Genomic DNA, 26,199 nt, shown 5'->3' on the forward strand with positions numbered 1-26,199 from the left:
TGCTTTGTGCCGAAATGCTCGAACGGGCCGCGTGACGGTCGTGCATTTCACCCAGGTCGCCTGAACGGCGAGCCCAGGAGGCACAAGATGGACATGAACCGGAGGCATTTCTTCCGGGTGAGCGGGGCGGCCGTGATGGGCTCCAGCCTCGTGGCGTTGGGTTTCTCCCCGACTGCCGCACTGGCCGAGACGCGCCAGTTCAAGCTTGCCCGGGCGACCGAGACCCGCAACACCTGCCCCTATTGCTCGGTGGGCTGCGGGATCATCATGTACTCGCTCGGGGACAAGGCGAAGAACGTCACCTCCGAGATCATCCACATCGAGGGCGACCCCGATCATCCGGTCAACCGCGGCACCTTGTGCCCGAAGGGCGCGGGCCTGCTGGACTTCGTCCACAGCCCCAACCGCCTGAAGTATCCGGAGATCCGCGAGGCCGGCGCCAAGGAGTGGAAGCGCGTCAGCTGGAACGAGGCGATGGACCGCTTCGTGAAGCTGCTCAAGGCCGACCGCGACGCCAACTTCATCGCGACCAACGCCGACGGCAAGACCGTCAACCGCTGGCTCTCGACCGGCATGATCTGCGCTTCCGCGTCCTCGAACGAATCGGGCTACATCACCCACAAGGCGATGCGCTCGACGGGGATGCTCGCGTTCGACAACCAGGCCCGCGTTTGACACGGACCGACGGTGGCCAGTCTGGCCCCGACGTTCGGACGCGGCGCGATGACCAACCACTGGGTGGACATCAAGAACGCCGATCTCGTGCTGATCATGGGCGGCAATGCCGCCGAGGCGCATCCCTGCGGCTTCAAGTGGGTGATCGAGGCCAAGCATCACAACAAGGCCCGGCTGATCGTCGTCGACCCGCGCTTCACGCGCTCGGCCGCGATGAGCGACTACTACGCGCCCATCCGCGCGGGGTCGGACATCGCCTTCCTGGGCGGGGTGATCAACTACCTGCTGAGCAACAACAAGATCCAGACGGAGTACGTCCGGAACTACACGAACGCCCCGTTCATCGTCGGTGAGGGCTACAAGTTCGAGGACGGCATCTTCTCCGGCTACGACGAGGCCAAGCGCGCCTACAACAACGCGTCGTGGGCCTACGAGATGGACGAGAAGGGCTTCGCCAAGGTCGACATGACGATGCAGCACCCGCGCTGCGTGCTCAACGTCATGAAGACCCACTTCTCTCGCTACACGCCGGAGAAGGTCAGCGAGATCACCGGCACGCCCAAGGACAAGTTCGTCGAGATCTGCCGGCAGATCGGCGAGACCTCGGTCCCGGGCAAGGTGATGACGATCCTCTACGCGCTGGGCTGGACGCAGCACAGCCAGGGCTCGCAGATCATCCGCACCGGCGCGCTGGTGCAGCTGCTGCTGGGCAACATCGGCCAGCCGGGCGGCGGCATGAACGCGCTGCGCGGCCACAGCAACATCCAGGGCCTCACCGACCTGGGCCTGCTGTCGACCTCGCTGACCGGCTACATGGCCCTGCCCAAGGACTCGGAGCAGGACCTCGAGACCTACTACAAGACCAAGGCGCTCAAGCCGCTGCGCCCCAACCAGATGAGCTTCTGGCAGAACTATCCCAAGTTCTTCGTCAGCCAGCAGAAGGCGTGGTGGGGCAAGGCCGCGACCAAGGAGAACGACTGGGCCTACCACTACCTGCCGAAGTGGGACAAGGGCTACGACGTGCTGCAGGCCTTCGACCTCATGCACCAGGGAAAGGTCAACGGCTACATCTGCCAGGGCTTCAACCCGGTGGGCTCCTTCCCCAACAAGAAGAAGGTGGTCGAGAGCCTGTCCAAGCTGAAGTTCCTCGCGATCATCGATCCGCTCAACACGGAGACCGCCGAGTTCTGGAAGAACTACGGCGAGCACAACGACGTGAAGACGGAGGAGATCCAGACGGTGGTGTTCCGCTTCCCGAGCACCTGCTTCGCGGAGGAGGACGGCTCGCTGACCAACTCCGGCCGCTGGCTGCAGTGGCACTGGAAGGGCGCGGAGCCTCCGGGCGAAGCCAAGGGCGACGCGGAGATCATCGCGGAGATCTTCCTGCGCCTGCGGGCGATGTACCAGAAGGACGGCGGCGCGTACGCCGATCCCATCGTCAACCTGAGCTGGCCGTACAAGATCCCGAACAGCCCTTCGGCCGAAGAGCTGGCGATGGAGTTCAACGGCAAGGCGCTCGCGGACGTGACCGATCCCAAGGACGCGACCAAGGTGCTGGCGAAGGCGGGCGAGCAGCTCTCGGGCTTCGCGCTGCTGCGCGACGACGGCTCGACGTCCAGCGGCTGCTGGATCTACGCCGGCGCATGGACGCAGGCGGGCAACCAGATGGCCCGTCGCGACAACAGCGATCCATGGGGCATCGGCCAGACCTTGAACTGGGCCTGGGCCTGGCCGGCGAACCGGCGCGTGCTCTACAACGCCGCGTCCTGCGATCCGACCGGCAAGCCGTGGAACCCGAAGCGGCGGCTGATCAGCTACACCGACAAGTGGGGCGGCTCCGACATCCCGGACATCCGGCCGGATGCCAACCCCAATGACGAGGACGCGGTGCGGCCTTTCATCATGACCGCCGAGGGCGTGGCGCGCCTGTTCGCGCCCAGCGGCATGGTCGACGGTCCGCTGCCGGAGCACTACGAGCCCTTCGAGTCGCCGCTGACGGTGAACCCGATGCACCCGAACAACCCCAAGGCGATGAACAACCCGGCCGGCCGCGTGTTCAAGGCCGACCGGGAGCAGTTCGGCAAGCCGGACAAGTTCCCGTACGTGGCGACGAGCTACCGGCTCACCGAGCACTTCCACTACTGGACCAAGAACGTGCGTACCAGCGCGATCATCCAGCCGCAGCAGTTCGTGGAGATCGGCGAGGAACTCGCGAAGGACAAGGGCATCGCCAATGGCGATCAGGTAAAGGTCAGCTCCAACCGCGGCTTCATCAAGGCCGTGGCGGTGGTGACCAAGCGCGTGGCCTCGCTCGATGTCGGCGGCAAGCGCGTCCACACGGTGGGCCTGCCGAATCACTGGGGCTTCGTCGGTGTGGCCAAGCCCGGTTATCTGGTCAACACGCTGACCCCCTTCGTGGGTGACGCGAATACCCAGACGCCGGAGTTCAAGAGCTTCACCGTCAACATCGAGAAAGCTTGAGGAGCCCACGCCATGTCTTCATTGCAATCCCTCGACATCGCCAAGCGCTCCGCGACGACGCTGCCCAGCCCCGACGCGCGACGCACGACGACGGAAGTCGCCAAGCTGATCGACGTCTCCTCGTGCATCGGCTGCAAGGCCTGCCAGGTCGCCTGCATGCAGTGGAACGACCTGCGCGACGAGGTCGGCGAGACCCACGGCACCTACGACAACCCGCGCGACCTGACCCCGCAGTCGTGGACGGTGATGCGCTTCTCCGAAGTGGAGGTCGTCGAGAACAAGCTGGAGTGGCTGATCCGCAAGGACGGCTGCATGCACTGCGACGACCCCGGCTGCCTGAAAGCCTGTCCCGCGCCCGGCGCGATCGTGAAGTACCAGAACGGCATCGTCGACTTCATCTCGGAGCACTGCGTCGGCTGCGGCAACTGCGTGACGGGCTGCCCCTTCGACGTCCCGCGCATCAGCAAGGCCGACAACAAGGCCTACAAGTGCAGCCTGTGCTCGGACCGCGTCGGCGTGGGCCTGGAACCGGCCTGCGTGAAGGCCTGCCCGACCGGCGCGATCCGCTTCGGCTCGAAGGAGGACATGCATGAGTTCGCCGCCGAACGCATCGTCGACCTGAAGGAGCGCGGCTACCAGAATGCCGGCGTGTACGACCCGCACGGCGTCGGCGGCACGCACGTGATGTACGTGCTGCAGCATGCGGACCAGCCGACGCTCTATCACGGGCTGCCGAAGGATCCGCAGATCAGCCCGCTGGTGTCCTTGTGGAAGGGCGCGGCCAAGCCGCTGGCGGTGGCGGCGATGGTCGGCGCCGCAGTCGCCGGTTTCTTCCACTACATGAAGGTCGGTCCGCAGAAGACGGTGCACGACGAGCCGGATCCCGAGGAGGAGCTCGCCTACGAGCGCGCGAAGCACGGGGAAGGGCCCGACGGTCCTGACGTTCCTCCGGGCGGCGACCAGCGGCGCACCTCGTACACCCCGCCCAGCGGCGGCCTCTGACCCACCGGGAGCTCCTCATGTTGCTGCAACGCTATCGCGACAGCCAGCGGCTCAACCACTGGCTCATCGTGCTGCTCTTCCTCTGCGCCGGGCTCTCGGGCCTGGCCTTCTTCCACCCCAGTCTCTTCTTCCTCAGCAACCTCTTCGGCGGCGGGCCGTGGACGCGGGTGCTGCATCCCTACCTGGGGCTGGGCATGGTGATCGCGTTCGCCTTCCTCGCGGCGCGGATGTGGCGGGACAACCTCTGGATCAGCGCCGACTCGCAATGGATGCGCCAGAGCCCCGCGATGATCACCGGCGCCGGCAAGGAGGGCGTCCAGCCCGCGGCCAAGTACAACGCCGGCCAGAAGATCGTCTTCTGGGTGATGGTGGTGACGCTGACCCTCCTGCTGGTCACCGGCTTCATGTTCTGGCACGCCTGGTTCCCCGAGGGCAACATCCTGATGCGGCGCATCGCGGTGGTGCTCCATTCGGCCTCGGCGGCGATCCTGATCCTGACGATCATCATCCACGTTTACGCGGCCATCTGGGTGAAGGGCTCGTTCCGCGCGATGACCCGTGGTACGGTCACCGACACCTGGGCCGCGCACCATCACCCGCTGTGGCACAAGGAAGCGAAGGAGCGACCCCGCGCATGACATCCCCCAGCCCCATCCGGGTCATGACCCCGGAAGAGATCGCGGTCAACGCGGGCGCACGCGCCGCGCCGGTGAAGGTGCCGGAGCCCGGCCTCTTCGCCGAGCGCGCGCTGCGCCTGAGGCACCTGGCCGAGGGGCATGCGATGCGGGATTACCTGCTCTTCGTGGCGGCGCTCGCGCAGGCGCAGCATGAGCGTTTCCAGCGGACCGACGCGTTGACGCTGCCGGCCGAGGTGCTGGTCAACAGCGCGATGGTCGGCGGGCTGCCGCCGCTGGACGTGGCGACCTACCCGCGCGATCCGGTGTGGCGCGAGGAACTCCGCGCGCTGCTGCGCGCGATGGGCTCGGCGGCGATCCCCGATGCGGCGAAGGCGGTGGTGACGCAACTGGCCGAGGCCGACGACGCCTGGCTGGAACAGCAGGCGGGCGCCTTGCTCGCCGGCGGCGCGCTGGGCCTGGACCCGGCGACCGCGCCGCTGATCGCCGCGGCCCTGCAGGTGTACTGGGCGCGGCTCGTCGTGCAGCTGCAGCGGCGTTATGACGACAGCGACCAGGGCGAACACGTCGCGCCCTTCGGCATGATCGACGACCCGACGGTCTGCCCGTGCTGCGGCTCGCGGCCGGTGGCCTCGATCACGCGCATCGCCGCGGAACAATCCGGGCAGCGCTTCCTGGCCTGCTCGCTGTGCGGCGCGCAGTGGCACTACGTGCGCATCAAGTGCACGCACTGCCAGGGCACGAAGGGCATCACCTTCCAGAGCCTCGTCGATGCCGACGGGAACAAGTCCGATGCCGTCGCCGCCGAGTGCTGCGAGACCTGCGGCCACTACCTGAAGCAGGTCCACATGGAAAAGGACCTGCAGGTCGAGCCGCTGGCCGACGATCTGGCGACGCTGACGCTGGACCTGCTGGTCGGCGAGCTGGGCCTGGTGCGGCAGGGCTTCAATCCGCTGCTGATCCTCGGTGAGTCGGACGCCTCGAGCGATGGGGCGCCACCGGGCGCCGCCGGTGCTTCGCCTCCCGATCCCGGAGGACACTGAGCGTGAAGCCCGAGGCATCCATGGTTCATGGTCCGACGGCAGGCTCCCCGGTCAGCAGTCACGACCCGGCCGCGCTCGACGATCGCTCCGCTCCCTCGCGCGGGCATGCCACGCCGCGAGCCGCGGCTGCGGCTGCGGCTGCGGCTGCGGCCCCGAAGGATCTGCCGTCCGTCGATCGCCTGCTGCGCGATACGGCGGTGACCCATCTGATGGCGCGACACGGCCATGCGTTCGTGGCGGCCGAGGCGCGCCGGCTGCTCGAAACCTCGCGCGAGCGCGCGCTGGCGGGCACGCTGACGACGGATGAACTCCATCACCTGCCGGCCGAACTCGAACGCCTGTGCGTGGAGCGCCTCGCGCCGCGCATGCGTCGCGTGATCAACCTCACCGGCACGGTGCTGCACACCAACCTGGGCCGCGCGCTGCTCGCCGACGAGGCGCTGCGCCACGTGCTGGCCTGCATGAGCTCGCCCAACAACCTGGAGTTCGACCTCGCGCGCGGCGACCGCGGCGACCGCGACAGCCTCGTCGAATCGCTGCTGTGCGACATCACCGGCGCCGAGGCGGCGACGGTCGTCAACAACAACGCCGCCGCGGTGCTGCTGGGCATCGCCGCGCTGGCCGGCGGCCGGTCGGTCGTCGTGTCGCGCGGTGAGCTGGTCGAGATCGGCGGCGCGTTCCGCATGCCCGACGTGATGGCGGCGGCGGGGGCGCGGCTGGTCGAGGTCGGCACGACCAACCGCACGCATGCGCGGGATTACGAGACCGCCCTCGGCCCCGACACCGCGCTGCTGCTGAAGGTCCACACCAGCAACTACGCGATCCAGGGTTTCACGTCGTCGGTGAGCGAGGCGGAGCTCGCCCCGATCGCGAAGGCCGCGGGCGTGCCGCTGATGACGGACCTCGGCAGCGGCTCGCTGGTCGATCTGGCGCAGTGGGGCCTGCCGGCCGAGCCGCTGCCGCAGGCGATGCTGGCCGACGGCTGCGACATCGTGACCTTCAGCGGCGACAAGCTGCTGGGCGGGCCGCAGGCCGGGCTGATCGTCGGCCGCAAGGACCTGGTGCAGAAGATCCGCAAGTTCCCGATGAAGCGCGCGTTGCGCCTGTCCAAGCTGCCGATGGCCGCGCTGGAGGCGACGCTGCGCCTGTACCTGCAGCCGGACCGGCTGACGCAGGACCTGCCGACCTTGCGGCTGCTGACGCGCCCGGTCGACCAGATCGAAGCGCAGGCGGAGCGGCTGCTGTCGCGCGTGGAAGACGCCGTCGCACCGCGCTTCAGCGCGCGGGTGAGCGCGATGCGCGGACAGATCGGCTCGGGCTCGCTGCCGGTGGAGACGCTGCCGTCGGCGGGACTGGTGCTGACGCCGCGGCTGCCGGGCAAGCGGGGGATGGGGCGCGCGCTCGACGAGCTGCTCACGGCGCTGCGCGCGCTGCCGTTGCCGGTCATCGCGCGCGTGCAGGCCGACGAACTCTGGATGGACCTGCGCTGCCTCGACGAGGCGCGCGAGGAGCCCGACTTCATCGAGCAGCTCGCGCAGCTGAAGGAGTCGCTCGCGTGATCGTCGGAACCGCCGGCCACATCGACCACGGCAAGACGACGCTGGTGAAGGCGCTGACCGGCGTCGACACGGATCGGCTGCCGGAGGAGAAGCGGCGTGGCATCAGCATCGCGCTCGGGTACGCGTTCATGGACGCAGGCGAGGACCTGCGCATCGGCTTCGTCGACGTGCCGGGGCACGAGCGCCTCGTGCACACCATGTTGTCCGGCGCTACCGGCATCGATCACGCGCTGCTGCTGGTCGCCGCCGACGACGGCGTGATGCCGCAGACCCGCGAGCACCTGGCGCTGCTGTCGCTGCTCGGGATCCGGCGAGGAACGATCGCGCTGACGAAATGCGACCGCGTCGACGCGCCGACGCTCGCGCAGCGGCGCGGGGAGATCCGCGCGCTGGTGGCCGGCACGTCGCTGGCGGACGCGCCGATAGTCGAGGTCGCCGCGACGACGGGCGGGGGCGTGCGCGAGTTGCGCGAGCATCTGATCGCCGAAGCCCGGGCGCTGCCGCCGCGCGAGGTCGCGGGACGGGCCTTCCGGCTCGCGGTGGATCGCGTGTTCAGCCTGGCCGGTGTCGGTACGGTCTGCACCGGCACCGCCCATGCGGGCGAGGTGGCGATCGGCGACGAGCTCCTGCTGCTGCCGCCCGCGCCCGGCCAGTCGCCGCGGCGCGGCCGCGTGCGCAGCCTGCATGCGCAGAACGAGCCGGCGGAGCGGGCCTCGGCCGGACAACGCGTGGCCATCGGCCTCGCGGGACTGGAGAAGGACGAGGTCGGGCGCGGTCAATGGCTGGCCGCGCCGGAGATCGCGCAATGGACGGACCGCCTCGACGTGCGCTTGCGGCTGGGGCCCGAGGAAGCCCGCGCGCTGCGAAGCGGCCTGCCGGTGCACGTGCATGTCGGTGCGGAAGCGGTGACCGGGACGGTGGCGGTGCTCGGACGCTTCGGTACGGCGCAGGCCGCTGGCCCTCACCCCAGCCCTCTCCCGCAAGCGGGAGAGGGAGTCAGCCACGCGGCGGCGGCTCTCCCGCAAGCCGGAGAGGGGGTGAGCCCTGTGGCGGCGGCACTCCCGCAAGCGGGAGAGGGAGTGAGCCCTGTGGCGGCGGCTGAGGCGCTGCAGCCGGGCGAGGAAGGTTTGGTACAGCTCGTGCTGCATGGCCCGATCGGCGCCTGGGCGGGGGACCGCGTCGTGCTGCGCGACGCGTCCGCGACGCGCGCGCTCGCCGGCGGTGTCGTGCTCGATCCGCAGGCGCCGGCGCGTTATCGCCGCACGCCGCAGCGGCTTTCGGAACTCATCGCGCTGACGGCGGACTCGCCCGCGCGGCGGCTGGCCGGTCTGCTTGCGCAGGCGCCGATGGGCGTCGATCTCGCGCGATTCGCCGCCGGGCAGGGCGTGGCCGGCGACGCGCGCGTGGCGCTGCTGGCCGCGGCCGGCGCGTCGACGGTCGTGCTCGGCGCCGACGGGCCGGCGTGGGCGCTCGGTGCCGCGCAGACGGCACAGTGGGAAGCCGTCGCGCTGGCACGGCTGGCGCAGTATCACGAGGACCAGCCGGAGGAACTCGGCCCCGACCTCGCGCGATGGCGGCGGCTGGCCGCGCCACGGATGGCGGAGCCGCTGTGGCAGTCGCTCGTGCGGCGCATGGCGTCGGCCGGACAGGTGACGGTGAGCGGCGCCGCGGCGCATCTGCCGGCACACGGCATCCAGCTGTCGGCGCTCGACGAACGCCTGGCGCAGAAGGTGATGCCGCGGCTGCTGTCGGCGGGTTTCGAAGGCGTCTGGGCGCGCGACCTGGCCAAGGACGCGCACGAGCCCGAGGCGCTGGTGCGCACGACCCTGGCGCGGCTGTCGCAGCGGGGCGAACTCTTCCAGATCGTGAAGGACCTGTACTACGCGCCGTCGGCGGTGCAGACGCTCGCGCGCATCGCGCGCGCCTCGGCGATCGGCGGCGACGTGAAGGCCTCCGTGTTCCGCGACCGCAGCGGCCTCGGACGCAAGCGCGCGATCCAGGTGCTGGAATTCTTCGACAAGGTCGGCGTGCTGCGGCGCGTCGGCGACGCGCATCGGCTGCGGGCCGACTGCCGCCTGTTCATCGACGATCATGAGGACGGCGGCGCAGCCTGTGCCGACGCCGTCGAGACCGCATGAACGCGCAACGATCAATGGAGAGACAACGATCCTGGTGGATCGGCCGGACTTCAAATCCGGTGGGTGATGCCACGCATCGCCGGGTGGGTTCGACTCCCATGTCTCTCCGCCATTTTTTCTCGACTGCCTTCCCCACCCCTCACCGGAGCCTCCGATGCCTAGCCTTTTCCGACACGTCAGCCGTGCGCTGCAGGGAATCGTCGCCACGTCGCTGATCGCCGCAGGCCTGTCCGGGCCCGCGATGGCGCAGACGCAGCAGGTGCTGCGCGTGACCGCCATCCCCGACGAATCGCCGACCGAGCTCGCGCGCAAGTTCGCGCCGCTGGGCAAGTACCTGGAGAAGGAACTCGGCGTGAAGGTCGAGTGGACGCCCGTCACCGACTACGCCGCCGCCGTCGAGGCCGTCGTCAACAAGAAGATCGACCTGGCCTGGTTCGGCGGCTTCACCTTCGTGCAGGCCAACGTGCGCTCGGGCGGCAGGATCGTCCCGCTGGTCCAGCGCGAGGAGGACGAGAAGTTCCGCTCCGTCTTCATCACCGACGCGAAGTCGGGCATCGCGAAGCTCGAGGACCTCAAGGGCAAGACGCTCAGCTTCGGCTCCGCGTCGTCCACGTCGGGCCACCTGATGCCGCGCTCCTTCCTGCTGGCCGCGAAGATCAACCCCGACACCGATCTCAAGCGCATCTCCTTCTCCGGCGCGCATGACGCCACCGTCGCCGCCGTGTCCTCGGGCAAGGTCGACGCGGGCGCCTTGAACATCTCCGTCTGGGAGAAGCTCGTCGCCGAGAAGAAGGTCGATACCGGCGCGGTCAAGGTCTTCTTCACCACGCCGCCGTACTACGACTACAACTGGAGCGTCCACGCCGACATGCCCGCCGCGACGAAGGAGAAGCTCAAGGCCGCGTTCCTGAAGCTCAATCCGTCGACGCCGGAAGGCAAGGAGATCCTGGACCTGCAGCGCGCGACGAAGTTCGTGCCGACGCAGCCGGAGAACTACGCCGGCATCAAGGCCGCGGCGGAGAACGCCGGCCTGCTGAAGTGAGCTGAGGGGCGATCGCGATGCGCCTGCTGGAATTGGACGGCCTGCATCTGCAGGCCGGGGCGCGCACGCTGATCCAGCCGCTGACGCTGCGCATCGAGGCCGGCGAGCAGGTCGCCATGATCGGCGCGTCGGGGGCCGGCAAGACCTCGCTGCTGCACGCGATGGGGCTGGCGCTGGCGCCGGTCGCGGGGACGCTGCGGCTGGCGGGCGAGGACGCCTGGAGCCTGTCGTCCCGCGATCGCCACTGGCTGCGCCGCGAGTTGATGCTGGCCCCGCAGCATCCGCCGCTGCCGCCGCGGCAGCGCGTGGTCACCGCGGTCCTGGCCGGGCAGTTGCCCGGCGCCTCGATGGCGCAGACGCTGCGCATGCTGTTCAGCCCGACCGAAGCGCAGGCGCGACTCGCCTTCGACGCCCTGGACCGGCTGGAGCTCGGCGACCGGCTCTGGTCGCGCGTCGATCAGCTCTCGGGCGGTGAGCGCCAGCGCGTCGCTGTCGCACGGCTGCTGGTGTCGAAGGCGCGGCTCTGGCTCGCCGACGAGCCGCTGTCGGCGCTGGATCCGCAGCGGGCGCAGCGCGTGCTCGAAGTCCTGCGCGACACGGCCCGCGCGCAGGGCCGCACGCTCATCTGCAGCCTGCATCAGGTCGATCTCGCGTGCCGGCTGTTCCCCCGCGTGATCGCGTTGCGCGAGGGGCGCCTGTTCTACGACGGCCCGCCGAGGGACCTCGGCGCACGTCAACTGGACGAGATCTACGCGGATCTGCTGAATGAGCCGCCGCCCGAGGTCGAGGACCCGTTGCCGCCGGCGTCGCTGCCTCAGGCGATGTGTCGATGAGCGCCGGCGCGACAGGCGCAGCCGCCGCCATCGCTGCGGCTCCGTGGCGCCGCGATCCTGCCGCCACGCGACGCCTCGGTCTGGTCGTCGCGATGCTCGTGCTGTTGTGGCCGCTGCTGGTCTGGTGCGAGTTCCGGCCCTGGGAGTTGCTCGATCCCCGCAGCCTGCGCGCGACGATGCGTTTCGGCGCGCAGTTCCTGACGCCCCGCGTGGACGCCGAGTTCCTGACGATGATTGCGGCCGACACCTGGCGCACCGTGGCGATGGCGACGGTGGGGCTGGCGCTGGCCTGGGTGATCGCGGTGCCGATGGCGCTGCTGGCGACGGCACGACTGTCGGTGTCCGCGGTGGCCGGACGCATGGGCCCGGTGCCGGTGGCGCTGCGCGGGATCGTGCGCTTCGTGCTGATCGTGCTGCGCTCGGTGCCGGAGCTGGTCTGGGCGCTGATGCTGGTCCGCGTGATCGGTCTCGGGCCCGGCGCTGGCGTGCTGGCGATCGCGCTGTCGTATGGCGGCATGCTCGGCAAGGTGTATGCGGAGATCCTCGAGAGCGCGGACGCCGCGCCGACGCAGGCGCTGCTGCGCGGCGGCGCCGGACGTCTGCAGGCGCTGCTCTTCGGCACGCTGCCCGGCTGCGCCGACGAGCTGGTGAGCTACACCGTCTACCGCTGGGAATGCGCGATCCGGTCCTCGGTCGTGCTCGGCTTCGTCGGCGCCGGCGGGCTCGGGCAGCAACTGGACAACGCGACCAAGATGTTCGCCGGCGGCGAGGTCGCGACCATCCTGCTGGTGTTCATCGCGCTCGTGGCGATGGCGGACCGGCTCAGCGCCTGGCTGCGTCCGACGCGCGAAACGGGGCAGGGGGCGGAGACGCCGCGGCGCGACGGCCGGCCGTCGGCGCGGTGGGGCGTGCGCGCGCTGCTGCTCGGCCTGCTGGCGCTGCTGGTGGCGAGCTTCGCGACGCTGCCGCTGCGCTGGGGCGAACTGCTCGGTGCGGGGGCGCTCGCGCAGATGGGCCGGTTCATCGCGGAGTTCTTCCCGCCGCAGGGGGCGCCGGCCTTCCTCGGACGCGTGGGCCAGGGGGCGTTGGAGACGCTGGCGATGTCCGCGCTCGGCAGCGGGTTGGCGGCGCTGGCCGGACTCGCGATGGCGCTGCTGGCCAGCCGGCCGCCGGGGCTGCTGCGCTGGGGCTCGCGCCTGTTGCTGAATGCGCTGCGCAGCGTGCCGGAACTGGTCTGGGCGGCCATCCTGCTGGTGGCCGCCGGCCTGGGGCCGATGCCGGGCACGCTGGCGCTGGCGCTGCACACCACGGGCGTGCTCGGCCGCCTGATGGCCGAGGCGCTGGAGAACGCGCCGCCGCAGACCGCCCAGGCCTTGCGCTGGGCGGGCGCGTCGCGCTGGCAGGTGTTCGCGTTCGCGACGCTGCCGCAGGCGGCGCCGCAACTGCTCAGCTACACGCTGTACCGTTGGGAGAACAACATCCGCGCCGCGACGGTGCTGGGCGTGGTCGGGGCCGGCGGTCTCGGCCAGATGCTCAGCCTGCACCTCAGCCTGTTCCAGATGCGCGAGACTTGCACCGTGCTGCTGGCGATGCTGGCGCTGGTGATGCTGGTCGACGCCTGTTCCTACGCGGCGCGCCGGAAGTTGAATCGTTGAAGCGACGTTGAAATGACGTCGAAGGGACAGTGAAGAGAACCGCCATGAACGACGACGCCCTGAAGCTGCTGCTGGCGCGCGCTTCGGTCGGGCCCAAGTACCTGATCGAACCCGGGCCCGACGATGAACATCTGCGCCTGATGGTCGAGGCCGCGCTGCACGCGCCGGACCATGCGGGGCTGGTGCCTTTCCGGTTCAAGGTCGTGCGCGGCGAGGCGAAACGCTCGATGGCGGCGCTCTTCGCCGAGGCCGCCCGCCGCGGGGGCAAGGATGCCGCGGGTCTTGCGATGGACGAGGACCGCGCGTTGCGCCCGCCGGTGACGGTGGCCGTCGTCGCCCGCCTGGATCTGGGCCATCCGCAGGTGCCCGCGCACGAGCAGTGGGCCTGCGTGGGCGGGGCGCTGACCAACTTCCTGAACGCCGCGCAGGCACTTGGTTTCGGCGGGAAGATGCTCAGCGGCGCGAAGGCGCGCGATCCCGGATTGATCGCCGCGTTCTGCGAGCCGGGCGAGACGCTGCTCGGCTGGATCGCAATGGGCACGCCCGCGCCGTCGGACAAACCGCCCAAGCCGCGCGCGGCGAAGGACGGCGCTGATCGTGCGCTGCAGTTCTGGGGTGGTTAGCAGTCCCGCAGACTGGCGCGTTCCTCAGCCGTAGATGTAGCTCTGGAGCTGGGCGATGGTGAGTTCATCATCGGCAATGATGTTGTCCATCAGGTCTCTGATCGACAGCATGCCCACGACGGTCGCGCCTTCGACCACCGGCAGGTGGCGGATCTTGCGCTGGCTCATCAGGCTCATGCACTCGCGGCACTCGGTGTTGGGCTTCACGACGAACACGTTGGCCGTCATGACCTCCTTGACCAGCGTGTTGCGCGAGTCGCGGCCCTGGAGCGCGATCTTGCGGGTGTAGTCGCGCTCCGAGAAGATGCCGAGCAGCCGCTCGCCCTCCATCACCAGCAGCGCACCGACGTCATGCTGCGCGAGCAGATGCAGGGCGTCGAAGACCGTCGCTTCCGGCGTGATGCGCCAGACGCTGGGGCCGCGGTTCTTCAAGAGTTCGGACACCGGTTTCATGGGGCCTCCTGGCGAAATCCTGGCTTGGATCCTGGCGAACCGTTGACGGATTCGGACGCCCCAAGATAAGCGCCTTGGCGGCGCACCGCAAGCCCCATCAAGACCCGACCCCCAAAGGGGCGAGGTCGTGGTGTGCCGGGCTCAGGCGGGGTGGGTCAGGTCGCGCAGATGGGTGGGGCCGGCGCGGCGTTCGATCTCGGCGAGCAGGTCGCGGCCCCAGCCCATCGCGAAGAGCGCTTCGCCGACGACGAACATCGGCCCGACCAGCAGCCCGATCAGGTCGTCGACGAAGGCGGGTTTGCGGCCCTCGTAATAATGACCGACGAACTGGATGATCCATCCGACGAGGAAGCTGCCCAGGCCCCAGGCGAGCCAGCCGCCCAGGGAGCCCGCCGCCAGGGGATGGGCCAGCGCCATCAGCACCGCGTTGACGATCGCGGTGGACAGGCCCAGCACGAAGTTCCCGCGCGTCAGGTACCAGATCGTGGCGGCGCCCCAGACCAGCCAGGCGGCGGACACGGTCCAGTCGGCGACGTGGAACTGCGCCCGCGCCAGCAGCACGCCGATCGCGAAGACGATCAGCGGAATGCCGACGAAGTGCGTGGCGATGTTGCGGCGGTCGCGGTGGTAGGCGGCGTACTGCGCCATCAGGTCGTTGGCTTGGCGTGCCATGGCTTCCTCCGTGCGAGGTGTCGTCGTGATGTCGCAATGCTAGTGCGACCCGCTTGTTTGTGCAGTTCAGAATGCAAGTCTGACCACTCTTGGTTTACCCCTATGCAAGTGTTGACGCGGGCAAGCGAGATGCCTCGGGGGCCGCGGACCCCGTGGATCCGGGGGGCGGCGGCTGCGGCGATCGTCGCGGCGGCGCTGTCGGTCGCGGGATGCGGCAGTGCACCAATCGTTGCGACAGCGGCGACTGCGGCGTCGACGCCGGACGCTGAGTCGCCGCCGTCGTCGTGTCCCGCCTGGCTCGCCGCGCAGCAGCGGGGCGAGGGTCGGCTCTACCGCGTCGATGCCGCAGGCTCGCAGGTCCGCATCCATGTCTTCCGCGCAGGCCGGCTCGCCAAGGTCGGCCACAACCATGTGCTCGGCATCGAGCGGCTCGAGGGCCAGGTCTTCCTGCCCGCGGACGGGATCGCGGGCGCGGGCGTGGAACTCGGATTCCGCCTCGACGACGTCGGCATCGACAAGCCCGAATGGCGCGCCGGCCTCGGCCCGGAATTCGCCAGCGTGCCCACGGCGTCCGACGTCGCCGGCACCCGCACCAACATGCTCCGCGCCATCGACGGCGAACGCTTCCCGGCGATCTCGATGCACAGCGCGGCGGTCAGCGGTGCGTTCCCGGTCCTGGCCGTCAAGCTCGCGGTGCGATGGCATGGACAACTGCGCGAGATCGACGTGCCCGTGCGGGTCGTCCGACCTTCCGGGGATGCGCCGCTGCGCGCGCAGGGCGCGCTCGTCCTTCGTCAGAGCGAGTTCGGCATCACGCCGTTCTCCGTCTTCGGGGGGCTGCTCGCCATCCAGGATGAGCTGACGGTCGACGTCGATGTGGCGGCGCGGCCGGCGGCGGCCTGCGATTGACGTCGCCTGCGGGAGGCCTGGCGCGGGCACTCCACGCATCAGGGGGCATCCCTCCGGGAACCCCCAGAAGCATTCCGGCCCCAGTGAGGCTCACGGTGATCGGGCCTTTGGGGTCTCGGGATCAGGGACGAAGGTCGAGACTCATCAGGTCCTTGGCGTAGTAACGGCCGTCGGACAGGCGGATGGCACGGGGCAGGTGACCGTAGCGGGTGAAGCCCGCCTGCCGGTAGACCGCGATCGCGGATTGATTGCCGGCGGTCACGCTCAGCGTCACGGTCTCCAGGCGCGGCTCGCGGCGCAGCAGCGCGAGCGCCTGCTGCAACAGGCGCTTGCCGATGCCTCGTCCGCGGAACCGGTCGTCCACCATCATCCCGATCAGATGCGCGATGTGCTGCACCTTCCTGCGGTTCTCGTGCTCGCAGGTCAGCGCGCCCACCAGCTGTTCGCCGCGCCACGCGCCCAGCGTGAAGAGCGATTTGCCGCCGGCCTGCGGATGCAGCCGCACGCGGTAGCTCACGGCCTCGCGGGCACGTTCGGTCTCCGCGTCGGAGGTGAACGCCTGCTCGTGCCGGGCCAGCATCGCATCGCGCAGCGCCTTGTAGGCATCGAGGTCGCGGTCGGTCAGCAGGCGCAAGGTGATCGGGCCGGCGTCGTCGGCGATGCCGTGGTTCGCGCTATCGGAGTCGTTCGAGTCGCTCAAGCTCACTCCTGTCGTTGATGTTGGCGAAGGCGTGTTCGTCGCCGGGGCTGTCGAAGGCGACGCGCGCCAGCGGCAGGCTGGCCAGCCAGCGTTCGACGCGCCGCTCCCCCGCGCGCAATGCGTCGTCGAGCGAGGTCCGGTGACTCGCGTGGATCAGGCTCGCGAGCGGCTGGCTGCGCAAGGGCTCGCCTGGCGCCTCGCGTCCGAGCGCCATGGCCGCGGTCCTGTCGGGGCCGAGGCCCGCGGCCAGTCGAGCGAGGAGGTCTTCGGGCAACCAGGGACTGTCGCCACTGACCACGAGCAGCCAGTCGTCGTCTGCATGGGCAGCCATCGCTTCGAATCCGGCGAGGATTCCCGCGAGCGGTCCGGGGAAGTCCGGCAGCGTGTCCTCCAGGACCGGATGCCCGAGGCGGCGGTAGTCGTCGAGGTGGCGGTTGGCGCTGATGAACACGCGGCCGCCGGTCTGCGGGGCGATGCGGGCCAGCACGTGGTCGACGAGCCGTCGGTCCTGGAAGGGCTGGAGCGGCTTGTCGACGCCGCCCATGCGCGTGGCGCGCCCGCCGCAGAGGAGGAGCGCGGTGGCGCGCATCAGCCGCCGATGTAGTGCATCTCGACGCGGCGCGCCGGGCCGGAGTCGGTGGCCGCGGGCAGGCTGGCGCGGAGTTCCGAGTAGCGGTCGTTGCGCCGCGTCCAGAGCGCGCCGAGGGCGGCGGCGATCTCGTCGTCGGTGCGCGCCTCGTGGGCGGCGTCGCCGCGCAGCAGCGCGCGCAGGTCGTGGCCGTCGCCGGCGAAGAGGCAGGTGTAGAGGCGTCCTTCGGTCGAGAGCCGCGCGCGGTTGCAGTCGCCGCAGAAGGCCTGCGTGACGCTGGAGATCAGGCCGATCTCGCCGCTGCCGTCGGCGTAGCCCCAGCGCATGGCGGTCTCCCCGTCGGAGGAGGGGGCGAGCGGCACCAGGTCGGCGCCCAGTTCAACGTCTTCGCGCAGCCGTTCGAGGACCTCGGCGGACGGCAGGACTTCGTCCATGCGCCAGCCGTTGCTCATGCCGACGTCCATGTACTCGATGAAGCGCAGCACGACGCCGGTGCCGCGGAAGTGGCGCGCCATCGGGACGATCTGGTCGTCGTTGGTGCCGCGCTTGACGACCATGTTGACCTTGATCGGCGCCAGGCCGACCGCTTGCGCGGCCTCGATGCCGCGCAGCACGTCGGCGACGGGGAAGTCGACGTCGTTCATGCGCCGGAAGATGCCGTCGTCGAGCGCGTCCAGGCTGACGGTGACGCGGTTCAGGCCGGCGTCCTTGAGCGCCTGCGCCTTGCGGGCGAGCAGCGAGCCGTTGGTGGTCAGCGTCAGATCGAGCGGGAGCCCCTCCGGCGTGCGCAACGCGGCCAGCTGGGCGATGAGCGCCTCGAGGTTGCGGCGCAGCAAGGGTTCGCCGCCGGTGAGGCGCAGCTTCTGGACGCCGAGCTGGGCGAAGACGCGGGCGAGTCGGGTGATCTCTTCGAAGGAGAGCAGGTCGCGATGCGGCAGGAAGGCGTAGTCCTTGTCGAACACGTCCTTGGGCATGCAGTAGCTGCAGCGGAAGTTGCAGCGGTCGGTGACGGAGATCCGCAGGTCGCGCAGCGGCCGGCCGCGCGCATCCAGCCACGGGCCACTGCGCGGGGGCGGCAGCGGATGCGGCACGGGAGGCGTCCGCCCGATCTGGCGCAGATCGAGCAGCGGAATCACACCATCGGTCATGAACCGGATTGTGCCGCCGCCAGCCAGCCCGCGCCCGTGGAGGCCCTTCGGCGGACAACGATGCTCCCGCGCGAGGGGCGGGGCTGTGCGCTAGACCGTCTGTCCGAGCAGATGAAAGGGATCGTCATCGCGGAAATGAGTCTGTGCCGCCGATTGAATTGCTGAGATCGGTCATGGATGGCCTATACGTCAAAGACGTACCGTGGCAACATGCGAACCGTTGCCGAAACCCCGATGTTCCAGAAGTACGCGAGGGGCGTGTGGACCGAGGCGGAACGCGTGGACTTCATCAGCTGGATCGCACTGAACCCGGAAGCCGGAGACGTCATTCCGGGCAGCGGCGGTTGTCGCAAGATTCGCTGGACGAAGGCGGGGCGCGGCAAGCGCGGTGGCGTTCGAGTGATCTATTTCAATGTCGAGGATGAGGTGATCTGGCTGTTGATCGTGTATTCGAAGGCTGCTTACGACAGTCTCCCCGTCGCCTTTCTGGAAGAGCTGAAGCAAGGAGTCGAAGATGCCTAAGGACAAGGAGAAGTTCCAGAAGGACCTGCTGGAGTCGATCCGGCAGATGAAGTCCGGGCAGGCAGCCCGGGTCACGCGCGTCGAGATTCCTGGAGCCGCAGAGGCTCGCGCCTGCACAGGCTTGTCCCAGACGGATTTCGCCGGTCTGCTGGGGGTGTCGAAGCGGACGCTGCAGGAATGGGAGCAAGGACGGAGGGAACCGACCGGTGCTGCGAGGACGCTGCTACGCGTTGCCATGGCGCACCCGGAGGTTCTGCTGGAGCTTCGCTGAACGGTATTCGCCCTCGTCACCCTGTAGGACCTGTCACTTGCGCGACGGGGCCGGCGGCGGTCGAATCGAGGGATGAGCTTGACCCCCACGACCGTGGTCCATGCGGACCTGGCCAGCTTCGTCTCCTTCGGCGAAGCTCTCACCGACATGATCCGCGTCGGCCACGACACCTGGCGCAGCCGCAGCGGCGGCTCGCCCTGGAACGTCGCGATCGCGATGTCCCGCCTGGGCCAGCTCAGCGCCTTCGCGGGCGGCATCAGCAAGGACGCGTTCGGCCAGGCGATCTGGCAGGCCAGCGCCGATGCCAGCCTGGATCTGCGCTTCATCCAGCAGTTCGCCAAGTCGCCGCTGGTGGCCTACGTCCATCAGGTCGATCCGCCCGAATACGCCTTCGTCGGCGACGACAGCGCCGACCTGCACTTCCGCCCCCATGCCTTGCCCGCCGGCTGGCGCCGCGCGCTGCGCTGGGCGCACTTCGGATCGATCAGCCTGACGCGCGAACCGCTCGCGGCCCGGCTGATCGCGCTGGCCGAATCCCTCAAGGACGAGGGCGTGCGCATCAGCTACGACCCGAACTACCGCATGTCCATGGACTCGCGCTACGACCGCACGCTGGAACGCATGTGCCGGCTGGCGGACGTCATCAAGGTCTCGGACGAGGACCTCCGCGGCCTGTTCCGCAGCCGCGACCACCACGTGGGTCTGGCGCAGATCGCGGCCTGGAACCCGCGTGCCATCGTCATGCTGACGATGGGCGAGCGCGGCGCGCAGCTGTTCCATCCGAAGGCGGATCTCAGCGCCGCGCCGCCGCCGCTCGACCACGTCGTCGACACCATCGGCGCGGGCGACGCCGCCATGGCGGGGCTGCTCTACAGCCTGATGAACGGCGGCACGCAGGACCCCGAGGAGCATCTGCGCTGGGCCGTGGCCGCCGGCGCGGCGGCCTGCGCGGGCGCGGGCGTGGACGGACTGTCGGCCGGGCTCGTCACCTCGCTCATCGACCAGGTGCAGGTCAGGCGCGCCGAGATGGCTTGAACGGAGGCCCAGGTGTCTGGGCCGCAGATCCGTGGGCCCTTCATGACCTCGATCGATCGCGCCCTGCGATCCAGAAGCCGAACTGTCCCACCAGTCCCGCGCCGCTGAGCGTCAGCGCCGCCGCCAATGCGGGATCGCTGCCCAGACCGACCAGCGACGAGCACACCGCCCCCACCGCCATCTGCATGAAGCCGTACAGCCCCGACGCGGAACCGGTGACGGTCGGATCGACGCTGATCGCCTGTGTCAAGGCCGCCGGCGAGGACAGCCCCGCGCCCAGCGTGAACAGGAACATCGTGCCCACCGTGCCCGCGACGGTGAGCTGGTCCAGCAGCACGAGCGCCAGCAGTGCCAGCGCCGCCGCGACGCTGACCGCGTTGGCGCCGATCAGCAGCGGCCGCAACGGAAATCGCCGCAGCAGCCGCGTCGCCAGCATGCTGCCCAGCCAGATGCCCGAGACCAGCATCGCCAGGCACCAGCCGACCTCGTGCGCCGGCCGATGCAGGCGGTCCACGAAGATGAAGGGCGCGGCCGCGATGAACGCGTACATCGCCGTCGTCGCGCACCCGCCGCCGACGCTGTAGCCGAGGAAGGCCGGCGAGCGCAGCAGTCCCGCATATGCTCGCGCGAGTCCGCGCATGTCCTGCGCCTGGGCGTGGCGGCCGGTCTCCGGCAGCTGGCGCCAGGCGACCAGCATCGCCGCCACGCCGAGCACCGTCAGCGCGATCAGGATGCTGCGCCACCCCAGCGTCGGCGCCATGGCCGCGCCGATGATGGGCGCGATGCCCGGCGCGATCGTCACGATCAGGTTCACCGACGCCATCCGGCTGGCGGCGTCCGCGGTGGTGGAGGTGTCGCGCACGATCGCCCGCGCCAGCACCATGCCCGCGCAGCCGCCGAGGGCCTGCAGCAGCCGCGCGGCGATCAGCATCCCGGCGGTCGGCGCCAGCGACGAGGCCAGCCCCGCCGCGGTGTAGAGCCCGAGCCCTGCCAGCAGCACGGGCCGGCGCCCGTAACGGTCCGCGAGGGGGCCGTAGACGAGCTGGCCCGCCGCGAGGCCCGCGATGTAAAGGCTGATGCTGAGTTGCAGCGCATGCGGGCTCGCTCCGAGGTCGGCCGCCGCCAGTGGCAGTGCCGGCACGAAGACGTGCATGGCCAGCGTGCTGCAGACGATGAACAGCGCCGGCAGCCACAGCGGCACCTCAGGGCGGGGCAGAGGCAGCGGAGCGGCGGCGGACGTCATGGCGGCCGATTCTTCCAGTCGGGCGCCCGCTGCGGGGTACCAACGAGGTACCCCGCGTGCGAGCGACGATCGCGTACTGCGTGCGCGGGCGCGGGGCGGCGCTCAGTCCGCGCCGTCGCGCTTCGTCGCGACCAGCGTCTTCGGCCCGCCGACCTGCAGGCGAGGGCGGTCGGCCTCCTCCTCGGCCAGCGGCTGGACCTCCACCAGGCTCGCATGACAGCGCCGTGCCAGGTCTTGATACGTCTCGGTGCCGACGCGTTTCCACCGGATCTCGTCCTCGGTCAGCGGCCGCATCACCTTCGCCGGCAGGCCCGCGATCAGCGAGCGCTCCGGCAGCTTCAGCCCCGCCCGCACGAACGCGCAGGCCGCGACGATGCTGTACGCGCCGACCTCCGCCTCGTCCATCACCACGGCGTTCATGCCGACCAGCGCGTCGTGCCGCACCACGCAGCCGTGCAGCACCGCGCCGTGGCCGATGTGGCCGTTGGTCTCGACGACGGTGTCCGACGCCGGGAAGCCGTGGATCACGCAGGTGTCCTGCACGTTGGATCCGTCCATCAGCCGGATGCGGCCGAAGTCCCCCCTCAGCGAGGCGCAAGGCCCCACATAACACCCCGCGCCGACGATCACGTCCCCGATCAGCACCGCCGTCGGGTGGACATGGGCGCTGGGATGGACGACCGGCGAGAGGCCGTCGATGGCGTAGCAGGGCATGGAATGACTCCTTTTTAGGTGGTAACCCTAGGTTTCCGACCTTGTATTGGGATGCGATGGCTCGTAGTATCTACCGACCGGTCGGTAAATAGAATCCGATCGACAAAAGCTGCGGAAGTCCGCGAAAAAGCTGAATCCATAGCCGGCCGAGGAGACAAGCCGAATGAGCACTGCCCACACGACCCCATCCACCGCTGCCGAAGACAGGCCGCTGCTGATCAGCACCGAAGGCGCCGTCCGCGTCCTCACGCTGAACCGGCCCGCGGCGCTGAACGCGTTCACGACCGGCCTGCTCGGCCAGTTGCGAGTCGCGCTCGACGAGGCGGCGCACGACGAGACCGTGCGGGCGGTGCTCATCACCGGCGCCGGGCGCGCGTTCTGCGCGGGCCAGGACCTGTCGGATCCCCACATCAAGCCGGAGTTCGATGATCACGCCGATCCGGCGGCATCGGCCGACGTCCACAAGAAGCCCAAGGCCAAGGACATCGGCAACCTGCTCGACCACTACTACATCCCGCTGGCGCTGCGCCTGCGCAGCATGCCGGTGCCGACGGTCTGCGCCGTCAACGGCGTGGCCGCGGGCGCGGGCGCGAACTTCGCGCTCGGCTGCGACCTCGTGCTGGCGGGGCAGTCGGCCTCGTTCATCCAGGCCTTCTCCAAGATCGGGCTGGTGCCCGACTGCGGCGGCACCTGGCTGCTGACGCGCCTGGTGGGCCGTGCCCGCGCGATGCAGCTGGCGCTGCTCGGCGACAAGCTGCCCGCCGCCGACGCGCAGGCCTGGGGCCTGATCGCGCGCTGCGTCGCCGATGCCGAGCTGCAGAGCGAGGCGATGGCCACCGCGCAGAAGCTCGCGAAGATGCCGACCCGGGCGCTGGTGCAGACGCGCGAGGCGCTCGATGCCTCGATGGACCTGGAGTTCGAGGACGCCCTCAGGCTCGAGGCCCGGCTGCAGAGCCAGCTCGGCTACGCGCACGACTACCTGGAGGGCGCCGCCGCCTTCCTGACCAAGCGTCAACCGACCTTCAAGGACCGTTGATGAGCGAGCCCCTGGATCCCCGCATGGAGGCGCAACGCGTGGCCGAAGCGGTCCGCGACACCATGTTCGCCAACGACCGCGCCTCGAAGGGCCTGGGCATGCGCATCGATGCCATCGGCCCCGGCACCGCGACGCTGTCGATGACGGTGCGCGAGGACATGCTCAACGGCTTCGACATCTGCCACGGCGGCTTCGTCACGACGCTGGCCGACTCGTGCTTCGCCTTCGCCTGCAACTCGCACAACGAGGTGACGGTGGCGTCGGGCTTCGCGATCGACATCGTCGCGCCCTCGCGCGTGGGCGACGTGCTGACGGCGAGCGCCACCGAGACCTCGCTGGCCGGCCGCACCGGCGTCTACGACATCCGCATCACCAATCAACGCGACGAATTGATCGCGGTCTTCCGGGGCCGGTCCTACCGCATCAAGGGCAAGCCCGTGGTGCCGGAACTGGCGAGCGCGCGCTGAGCGCGCCGCTCCCCGCCTCCCGGAACGAGAAGACAGGTCAGGAGACAGACCCCATGACGGTGAAGACCTTCCAGCCCGAGCACCTCGAGCCCATCGAGCGCGCCAGCCAGGACGAGCTGCGCGCGCTGCAGCTGCAGCGCCTGAAGTGGTCGCTGAAGCACGCCTACGAGAACGTGCCGCACTACAAGGCCGCGTTCGATGCGAAGGGCGTCCATCCGGATGATCTGAAGGACCTGTCCGACCTGCGCTTGTTCCCGTTCACGACGAAGAAGGATCTGCGCGACAACTACCCGTTCGGTCTCTTCGCGGTCCCGCGCGATCAGGTGGTGCGGGTGCATGCCTCGTCGGGCACGACCGGCAAGCCGACCGTCGTCGGCTACACGCAGAAGGACATCGACACCTGGGCCGACCTGGTCGCGCGTTCGCTGCGCGCCGCCGGCACGCGCAAGGGCGACATCGTCCACATCGCCTACGGCTACGGCCTGTTCACCGGCGGGCTGGGCGCGCATTACGGCGCCGAACGGCTGGGCTGCACCGTCATCCCGATGTCGGGCGGCCAGACCGAGAAGCAGGTCCAGCTGATCCAGGACTTCAAGCCCGACGTCATCATGGTCACGCCGAGCTACATGCAGGTGATCGTCGAGGAATTCGTGCGCCAGGGCCTGGACCCGCGCGCGTCCTCGCTGAAGACCGGCGTCTTCGGCGCCGAGCCCTGGACCGAGGCGATGCGCCGCGAGATCGAGCAGAAGGCCGGCATCGATGCGGTCGACATCTACGGCCTGTCCGAGGTGATGGGGCCGGGTGTTGCCAGCGAATGCATCGAGACCAAGGACGGTCCGGTGATCTGGGAGGACCATTTCTATCCCGAGATCATCGATCCCGAGACCGGCGAGGTGCTGCCCGAAGGCTCGGAGGGGGAACTGGTGTTCACCTCGCTGAGCAAGGAAGCGCTGCCGGTGATCCGCTACCGCACGCGCGACCTGACGCGCCTGCTGCCGCCCACCGCGCGCAGCATGCGCCGCATGGGCAAGATCGTCGGCCGCAGCGACGACATGCTGATCATCCGCGGCGTCAACCTGTTCCCGACGCAGATCGAGGAACTGGTGCTGGCCGAGCCCGGCCTGTCGGGCCAGTACCAGATCGTCGTCAGCCGCGACGGCCACCTCGACGAGGTCGAGGTGCGCTGCGAGCTGTCCGCCGCGGGCGGCGGCGACGCGCAGGCGATGTCGAAGTCGCTGCAGCACCGCATCAAGACGCTGATCGGCGTGTCGACCCGGGTGACGGTCGGCGCGCCCGATTCGATCGAGAGAACGCTGGTGGGCAAGGCCCGCCGCGTGGTGGACCAACGTCCGAAGAATTCGTAAGGAGCGCATCCATGTACACGCAAGCCATGAGCGTCGGTCCGCAGGACCAGGCGACCAAGCTGCAGACCGCCGAAGAGCAGCAGCGCAACGAGGCCTTCGAGGCCCGCATCGATGCGGGCGATTTCATCGAGGCCAAGGACTGGATGCCGGAGCACTACCGCAAGACGCTGGTGCGGCAGATCAGCCAGCACGCGCACTCGGAGATCGTCGGCATGCTGCCGGAAGGCAACTGGATCACGCGCGCCCCGACGCTCAAGCGCAAGGCGATCCTGCTGGCCAAGGTGCAGGACGAGGGCGGCCACGGGCTCTACCTGTACTCCGCCGCCGAGACGCTGGGCACCAGCCGCGACCAGATGCTGGACGCGCTGCACACCGGCAAGGCCAAGTACAGCTCGATCTTCAACTACCCCACGCTGACCTGGGCCGACATCGGCGTGGTCGGCTGGCTGGTGGACGGCGCGGCGATCATGAACCAGGTGCCGCTGTGCCGCTGCTCCTACGGCCCGTACGCCCGCGCGATGATCCGCATCTGCCGCGAGGAGTCCTTCCATCAGCGCCAGGGCTACGAGAGCCTGCTGGTGATGATGCGCGAGGGCACCGACGCGCAGAAGGCGATGGTCCAGGACGCGGTGAACCGCTGGTGGTGGCCGTCGCTGATGATGTTCGGACCGGCGGACAAGGATTCGCCGAACTCCGAGCAGTCGATGCGCTGGGGCATCAAGCGCCTGACCAACGATGAGCTGCGTCAGAAGTTCGTCGACGCGACCGTGCCGCAGGCCGAGCTGCTCGGCATCACGCTGCCCGATCCCGACCTGAAGTGGAACGCCGAGCGCGACCACCACGACTTCGGCGCGATCGACTGGGCCGAGTTCTGGCGCGTCGTCGGCGGCAACGGTCCCTGCAACACCGAGCGCCTGGGCACCCGCGTCAAGGCCTGGGACGACGGCGCCTGGGTCCGCGACGCTGCGCTCGCCCACGCGAAGAAGCGCGCCACCGAAGCCAAGGCGGCTTGATCCCGACGATCACCGATCGCGATCGCCGCCTCCGCCACGAACAGTTCAGAGCACTCGAATCATGAGCATCAACCAAACGACCGGCGCCAACGAATGGCCCCTGTGGGAAGTCTTCGTCCGCAACAAGGCGGGCCTGGACCACAAGCACTGCGGCAGCCTGCACGCGCCCGACTCGAAGATGGCGCTGCAGATGGCGCGCGACGTCTACACCCGCCGCCAGGAAGGCGTGAGCATCTGGGTCGTGCCGTCGTCGGCGATCGTCGCGTCGGACCCGGGAGAGAAGGCCATGTACTTCGACCCGATGGAGGACAAGGTGTACCGCCACCCGACCTTCTACGACCTGCCCGAGTCGCTCGACCACATGTGAGGACCGGACG

At 69.6% G+C, this 26,199-nt stretch carries 26 protein-coding genes and 1 tRNA gene; 20 read left to right on the forward strand and 7 right to left on the reverse strand.

The window, feature by feature from the left end; genetic code table 11:
- Positions 1-87 precede the first annotated feature (87 nt).
- The 11 genes from fdnG (at position 88) to ABE85_RS00705 (ending at position 13,686) form a co-directional block, all read left to right on the forward strand.
- Positions 88-3,156, forward strand: coding sequence for a formate dehydrogenase-N subunit alpha (gene fdnG, locus ABE85_RS00655; protein ID WP_157521812.1), 3,069 nt, complete (start codon positions 88-90; stop codon positions 3,154-3,156).
- A gap of 12 nt (positions 3,157-3,168) precedes the next feature.
- Positions 3,169-4,158: a formate dehydrogenase subunit beta gene (gene fdxH / locus ABE85_RS00660; RefSeq protein ID WP_082938184.1), complete on the forward strand. Its 990-nt coding sequence runs from the start codon at positions 3,169-3,171 to the stop codon at positions 4,156-4,158.
- Between the two features lie 17 nt (positions 4,159-4,175).
- Positions 4,176-4,796 carry a formate dehydrogenase subunit gamma gene (locus ABE85_RS00665; RefSeq protein ID WP_197507160.1) on the forward strand — a complete coding sequence of 207 codons (621 nt, stop codon included), beginning with the start codon at positions 4,176-4,178 and terminating at the stop codon, positions 4,794-4,796.
- Positions 4,793-5,836, forward strand: coding sequence for a formate dehydrogenase accessory protein FdhE (fdhE, locus tag ABE85_RS00670; RefSeq protein ID WP_067269170.1), 1,044 nt, complete (start codon positions 4,793-4,795; stop codon positions 5,834-5,836). Before ABE85_RS00665 ends, fdhE begins: the two co-directional genes overlap by 4 nt.
- Positions 5,837-5,856: 20 nt before the next feature.
- Positions 5,857-7,395, forward strand: a complete 1,539-nt coding sequence (gene selA, locus ABE85_RS00675; RefSeq protein ID WP_082938954.1) for an L-seryl-tRNA(Sec) selenium transferase — start codon at positions 5,857-5,859, stop codon at positions 7,393-7,395.
- Positions 7,392-9,533 (forward strand): selenocysteine-specific translation elongation factor, encoded by a 2,142-nt coding sequence (selB, locus tag ABE85_RS00680; protein WP_067269171.1) that lies wholly within the window; start codon positions 7,392-7,394, stop codon positions 9,531-9,533. Before selA ends, selB begins: the two co-directional genes overlap by 4 nt.
- Before the next feature lie 16 nt (positions 9,534-9,549).
- Positions 9,550-9,645, forward strand: a tRNA-Sec gene (locus ABE85_RS00685).
- A 42-nt stretch (positions 9,646-9,687) separates the two neighbouring features.
- Entirely contained in the window at positions 9,688-10,575 is an 888-nt protein-coding gene (locus ABE85_RS00690; protein ID WP_067269173.1) for a putative selenate ABC transporter substrate-binding protein, read from the forward strand.
- 17 nt (positions 10,576-10,592) lie between these two features.
- A complete protein-coding gene (locus ABE85_RS00695; RefSeq protein ID WP_067269175.1) occupies positions 10,593-11,408 on the forward strand; it encodes a phosphonate ABC transporter ATP-binding protein in 816 nt (271 codons plus the stop codon).
- Complete coding sequence (gene phnE, locus ABE85_RS00700; protein WP_067269177.1) at positions 11,405-13,063, forward strand: phosphonate ABC transporter, permease protein PhnE; 1,659 nt, start codon at positions 11,405-11,407, stop codon at positions 13,061-13,063. Before ABE85_RS00695 ends, phnE begins: the two co-directional genes overlap by 4 nt.
- Positions 13,064-13,107: 44 nt before the next feature.
- Complete coding sequence (locus tag ABE85_RS00705; RefSeq protein ID WP_067269178.1) at positions 13,108-13,686, forward strand: nitroreductase; 579 nt, start codon at positions 13,108-13,110, stop codon at positions 13,684-13,686.
- Between the two features lie 24 nt (positions 13,687-13,710).
- Here the strand turns inward: ABE85_RS00705 and ABE85_RS00710 are convergent, their stop codons facing one another.
- Positions 13,711-14,139, reverse strand: coding sequence for a CBS domain-containing protein (locus tag ABE85_RS00710; RefSeq protein WP_067269180.1), 429 nt, complete (start codon positions 14,137-14,139; stop codon positions 13,711-13,713).
- 141 nt (positions 14,140-14,280) lie between these two features.
- Positions 14,281-14,811, reverse strand: coding sequence for a DUF962 domain-containing protein (locus ABE85_RS00715; RefSeq protein WP_067269182.1), 531 nt, complete (start codon positions 14,809-14,811; stop codon positions 14,281-14,283).
- Positions 14,812-14,940: 129 nt separating this feature from the next.
- Here ABE85_RS00715 and ABE85_RS00720 point away from each other — a divergent pair, with 129 nt between their 5' ends.
- Positions 14,941-15,720 carry a YceI family protein gene (locus ABE85_RS00720; protein WP_157521814.1) on the forward strand — a complete coding sequence of 260 codons (780 nt, stop codon included), beginning with the start codon at positions 14,941-14,943 and terminating at the stop codon, positions 15,718-15,720.
- A 121-nt stretch (positions 15,721-15,841) separates the two neighbouring features.
- Here ABE85_RS00720 and ABE85_RS00725 read toward each other — a convergent pair whose 3' ends face one another.
- The 3 genes from ABE85_RS00725 to moaA are packed head-to-tail and all read right to left on the reverse strand — an operon-like array spanning position 15,842 to position 18,157.
- Complete coding sequence (locus ABE85_RS00725) at positions 15,842-16,420, reverse strand: GNAT family N-acetyltransferase (protein WP_197507162.1); 579 nt, start codon at positions 16,418-16,420, stop codon at positions 15,842-15,844.
- Positions 16,395-17,009, reverse strand: coding sequence for a molybdenum cofactor guanylyltransferase MobA (gene mobA, locus ABE85_RS00730; protein ID WP_067269186.1), 615 nt, complete (start codon positions 17,007-17,009; stop codon positions 16,395-16,397). Before mobA ends, ABE85_RS00725 begins: the two co-directional genes overlap by 26 nt.
- The gene (gene moaA, locus ABE85_RS00735) at positions 17,009-18,157 is read right to left on the reverse strand and encodes a GTP 3',8-cyclase MoaA (RefSeq protein ID WP_067269188.1); all 1,149 of its coding nucleotides are present in this window, start codon (positions 18,155-18,157) and stop codon (positions 17,009-17,011) included. Before moaA ends, mobA begins: the two co-directional genes overlap by 1 nt.
- 234 nt (positions 18,158-18,391) lie before the next feature.
- On the opposite strand from moaA, the gene ABE85_RS00740 reads away from it, so the two are divergent.
- The 3 genes from ABE85_RS00740 to ABE85_RS00750 all read left to right on the forward strand — a co-directional run bounded on the left by ABE85_RS00740 (position 18,392) and on the right by ABE85_RS00750 (position 19,985).
- Entirely contained in the window at positions 18,392-18,679 is a 288-nt protein-coding gene (locus ABE85_RS00740; protein ID WP_231993193.1) for a transcriptional regulator, read from the forward strand.
- Positions 18,672-18,950 (forward strand): DNA-binding transcriptional regulator, encoded by a 279-nt coding sequence (locus ABE85_RS00745; protein ID WP_067269192.1) that lies wholly within the window; start codon positions 18,672-18,674, stop codon positions 18,948-18,950. Before ABE85_RS00740 ends, ABE85_RS00745 begins: the two co-directional genes overlap by 8 nt.
- 72 nt (positions 18,951-19,022) lie before the next feature.
- Positions 19,023-19,985, forward strand: a complete 963-nt coding sequence (locus ABE85_RS00750) for a carbohydrate kinase (protein WP_067269193.1) — start codon at positions 19,023-19,025, stop codon at positions 19,983-19,985.
- A 40-nt stretch (positions 19,986-20,025) separates the two neighbouring features.
- Here the strand turns inward: ABE85_RS00750 and ABE85_RS00755 are convergent, their stop codons facing one another.
- The gene (locus tag ABE85_RS00755; protein ID WP_067269195.1) at positions 20,026-21,228 is read right to left on the reverse strand and encodes a multidrug effflux MFS transporter; all 1,203 of its coding nucleotides are present in this window, start codon (positions 21,226-21,228) and stop codon (positions 20,026-20,028) included.
- 102 nt (positions 21,229-21,330) lie between these two features.
- Positions 21,331-21,942, reverse strand: coding sequence for a phenylacetic acid degradation protein PaaY (locus ABE85_RS00760; protein WP_067269197.1), 612 nt, complete (start codon positions 21,940-21,942; stop codon positions 21,331-21,333).
- Between the two features lie 163 nt (positions 21,943-22,105).
- Here ABE85_RS00760 and ABE85_RS00765 point away from each other — a divergent pair, with 163 nt between their 5' ends.
- The 5 genes from ABE85_RS00765 (at position 22,106) to paaB (ending at position 26,189) form a co-directional block, all read left to right on the forward strand.
- Positions 22,106-22,978 (forward strand): enoyl-CoA hydratase-related protein, encoded by an 873-nt coding sequence (locus ABE85_RS00765; RefSeq protein ID WP_067269199.1) that lies wholly within the window; start codon positions 22,106-22,108, stop codon positions 22,976-22,978.
- Positions 22,978-23,445 (forward strand): hydroxyphenylacetyl-CoA thioesterase PaaI, encoded by a 468-nt coding sequence (gene paaI / locus ABE85_RS00770; protein ID WP_067269201.1) that lies wholly within the window; start codon positions 22,978-22,980, stop codon positions 23,443-23,445. Before ABE85_RS00765 ends, paaI begins: the two co-directional genes overlap by 1 nt.
- A 53-nt stretch (positions 23,446-23,498) precedes the next feature.
- On the forward strand, positions 23,499-24,809 hold the full coding sequence (gene paaK / locus ABE85_RS00775; RefSeq protein WP_067269203.1) for a phenylacetate--CoA ligase PaaK: 1,311 nt from the start codon (positions 23,499-23,501) through the stop codon (positions 24,807-24,809).
- 11 nt (positions 24,810-24,820) lie between these two features.
- Positions 24,821-25,822, forward strand: a complete 1,002-nt coding sequence (gene paaA, locus ABE85_RS00780) for a 1,2-phenylacetyl-CoA epoxidase subunit PaaA (protein WP_067269204.1) — start codon at positions 24,821-24,823, stop codon at positions 25,820-25,822.
- Between the two features lie 61 nt (positions 25,823-25,883).
- Positions 25,884-26,189, forward strand: a complete 306-nt coding sequence (gene paaB, locus ABE85_RS00785) for a 1,2-phenylacetyl-CoA epoxidase subunit PaaB (RefSeq protein WP_067269206.1) — start codon at positions 25,884-25,886, stop codon at positions 26,187-26,189.
- Positions 26,190-26,199 lie beyond the last annotated feature (10 nt).

The sequence above is a fragment of the Mitsuaria sp. 7 genome (genome assembly GCF_001653795.1).
In the GTDB taxonomy this organism is placed as follows: Bacteria; Pseudomonadota; Gammaproteobacteria; order Burkholderiales; family Burkholderiaceae_C; genus Roseateles.

Excerpts from the sequence above, each read along its gene's own strand:
- fdxH (WP_082938184.1), top strand. The coding sequence starts at position 3,169 with ATGTCTTCATTGCAATCCCTCGACATCGCCAAGCGCTCCGCGACGACG.
- ABE85_RS00665 (WP_197507160.1), top strand. The coding sequence starts at position 4,176 with ATGTTGCTGCAACGCTATCGCGACAGCCAGCGGCTCAACCACTGGCTC.
- fdhE (WP_067269170.1), top strand. The coding sequence starts at position 4,793 with ATGACATCCCCCAGCCCCATCCGGGTCATGACCCCGGAAGAGATCGCG.
- selA (WP_082938954.1), top strand. The coding sequence starts at position 5,857 with ATGGTTCATGGTCCGACGGCAGGCTCCCCGGTCAGCAGTCACGACCCG.
- ABE85_RS00690 (WP_067269173.1), top strand. The coding sequence starts at position 9,688 with ATGCCTAGCCTTTTCCGACACGTCAGCCGTGCGCTGCAGGGAATCGTC.
- ABE85_RS00695 (WP_067269175.1), top strand. The coding sequence starts at position 10,593 with ATGCGCCTGCTGGAATTGGACGGCCTGCATCTGCAGGCCGGGGCGCGC.
- phnE (WP_067269177.1), top strand. The coding sequence starts at position 11,405 with ATGAGCGCCGGCGCGACAGGCGCAGCCGCCGCCATCGCTGCGGCTCCG.
- ABE85_RS00705 (WP_067269178.1), top strand. The coding sequence starts at position 13,108 with ATGAACGACGACGCCCTGAAGCTGCTGCTGGCGCGCGCTTCGGTCGGG.
- ABE85_RS00710 (WP_067269180.1), bottom strand. The coding sequence starts at position 14,139 with ATGAAACCGGTGTCCGAACTCTTGAAGAACCGCGGCCCCAGCGTCTGG.
- ABE85_RS00715 (WP_067269182.1), bottom strand. The coding sequence starts at position 14,811 with ATGGCACGCCAAGCCAACGACCTGATGGCGCAGTACGCCGCCTACCAC.
- ABE85_RS00720 (WP_157521814.1), top strand. The coding sequence starts at position 14,941 with ATGCCTCGGGGGCCGCGGACCCCGTGGATCCGGGGGGCGGCGGCTGCG.
- mobA (WP_067269186.1), bottom strand. The coding sequence starts at position 17,009 with ATGCGCGCCACCGCGCTCCTCCTCTGCGGCGGGCGCGCCACGCGCATG.
- moaA (WP_067269188.1), bottom strand. The coding sequence starts at position 18,157 with ATGACCGATGGTGTGATTCCGCTGCTCGATCTGCGCCAGATCGGGCGG.
- ABE85_RS00740 (WP_231993193.1), top strand. The coding sequence starts at position 18,392 with ATGTTCCAGAAGTACGCGAGGGGCGTGTGGACCGAGGCGGAACGCGTG.
- ABE85_RS00745 (WP_067269192.1), top strand. The coding sequence starts at position 18,672 with ATGCCTAAGGACAAGGAGAAGTTCCAGAAGGACCTGCTGGAGTCGATC.
- ABE85_RS00750 (WP_067269193.1), top strand. The coding sequence starts at position 19,023 with ATGAGCTTGACCCCCACGACCGTGGTCCATGCGGACCTGGCCAGCTTC.
- ABE85_RS00755 (WP_067269195.1), bottom strand. The coding sequence starts at position 21,228 with ATGACGTCCGCCGCCGCTCCGCTGCCTCTGCCCCGCCCTGAGGTGCCG.
- ABE85_RS00760 (WP_067269197.1), bottom strand. The coding sequence starts at position 21,942 with ATGCCCTGCTACGCCATCGACGGCCTCTCGCCGGTCGTCCATCCCAGC.
- ABE85_RS00765 (WP_067269199.1), top strand. The coding sequence starts at position 22,106 with ATGAGCACTGCCCACACGACCCCATCCACCGCTGCCGAAGACAGGCCG.
- paaI (WP_067269201.1), top strand. The coding sequence starts at position 22,978 with ATGAGCGAGCCCCTGGATCCCCGCATGGAGGCGCAACGCGTGGCCGAA.
- paaK (WP_067269203.1), top strand. The coding sequence starts at position 23,499 with ATGACGGTGAAGACCTTCCAGCCCGAGCACCTCGAGCCCATCGAGCGC.
- paaA (WP_067269204.1), top strand. The coding sequence starts at position 24,821 with ATGTACACGCAAGCCATGAGCGTCGGTCCGCAGGACCAGGCGACCAAG.
- paaB (WP_067269206.1), top strand. The coding sequence starts at position 25,884 with ATGAGCATCAACCAAACGACCGGCGCCAACGAATGGCCCCTGTGGGAA.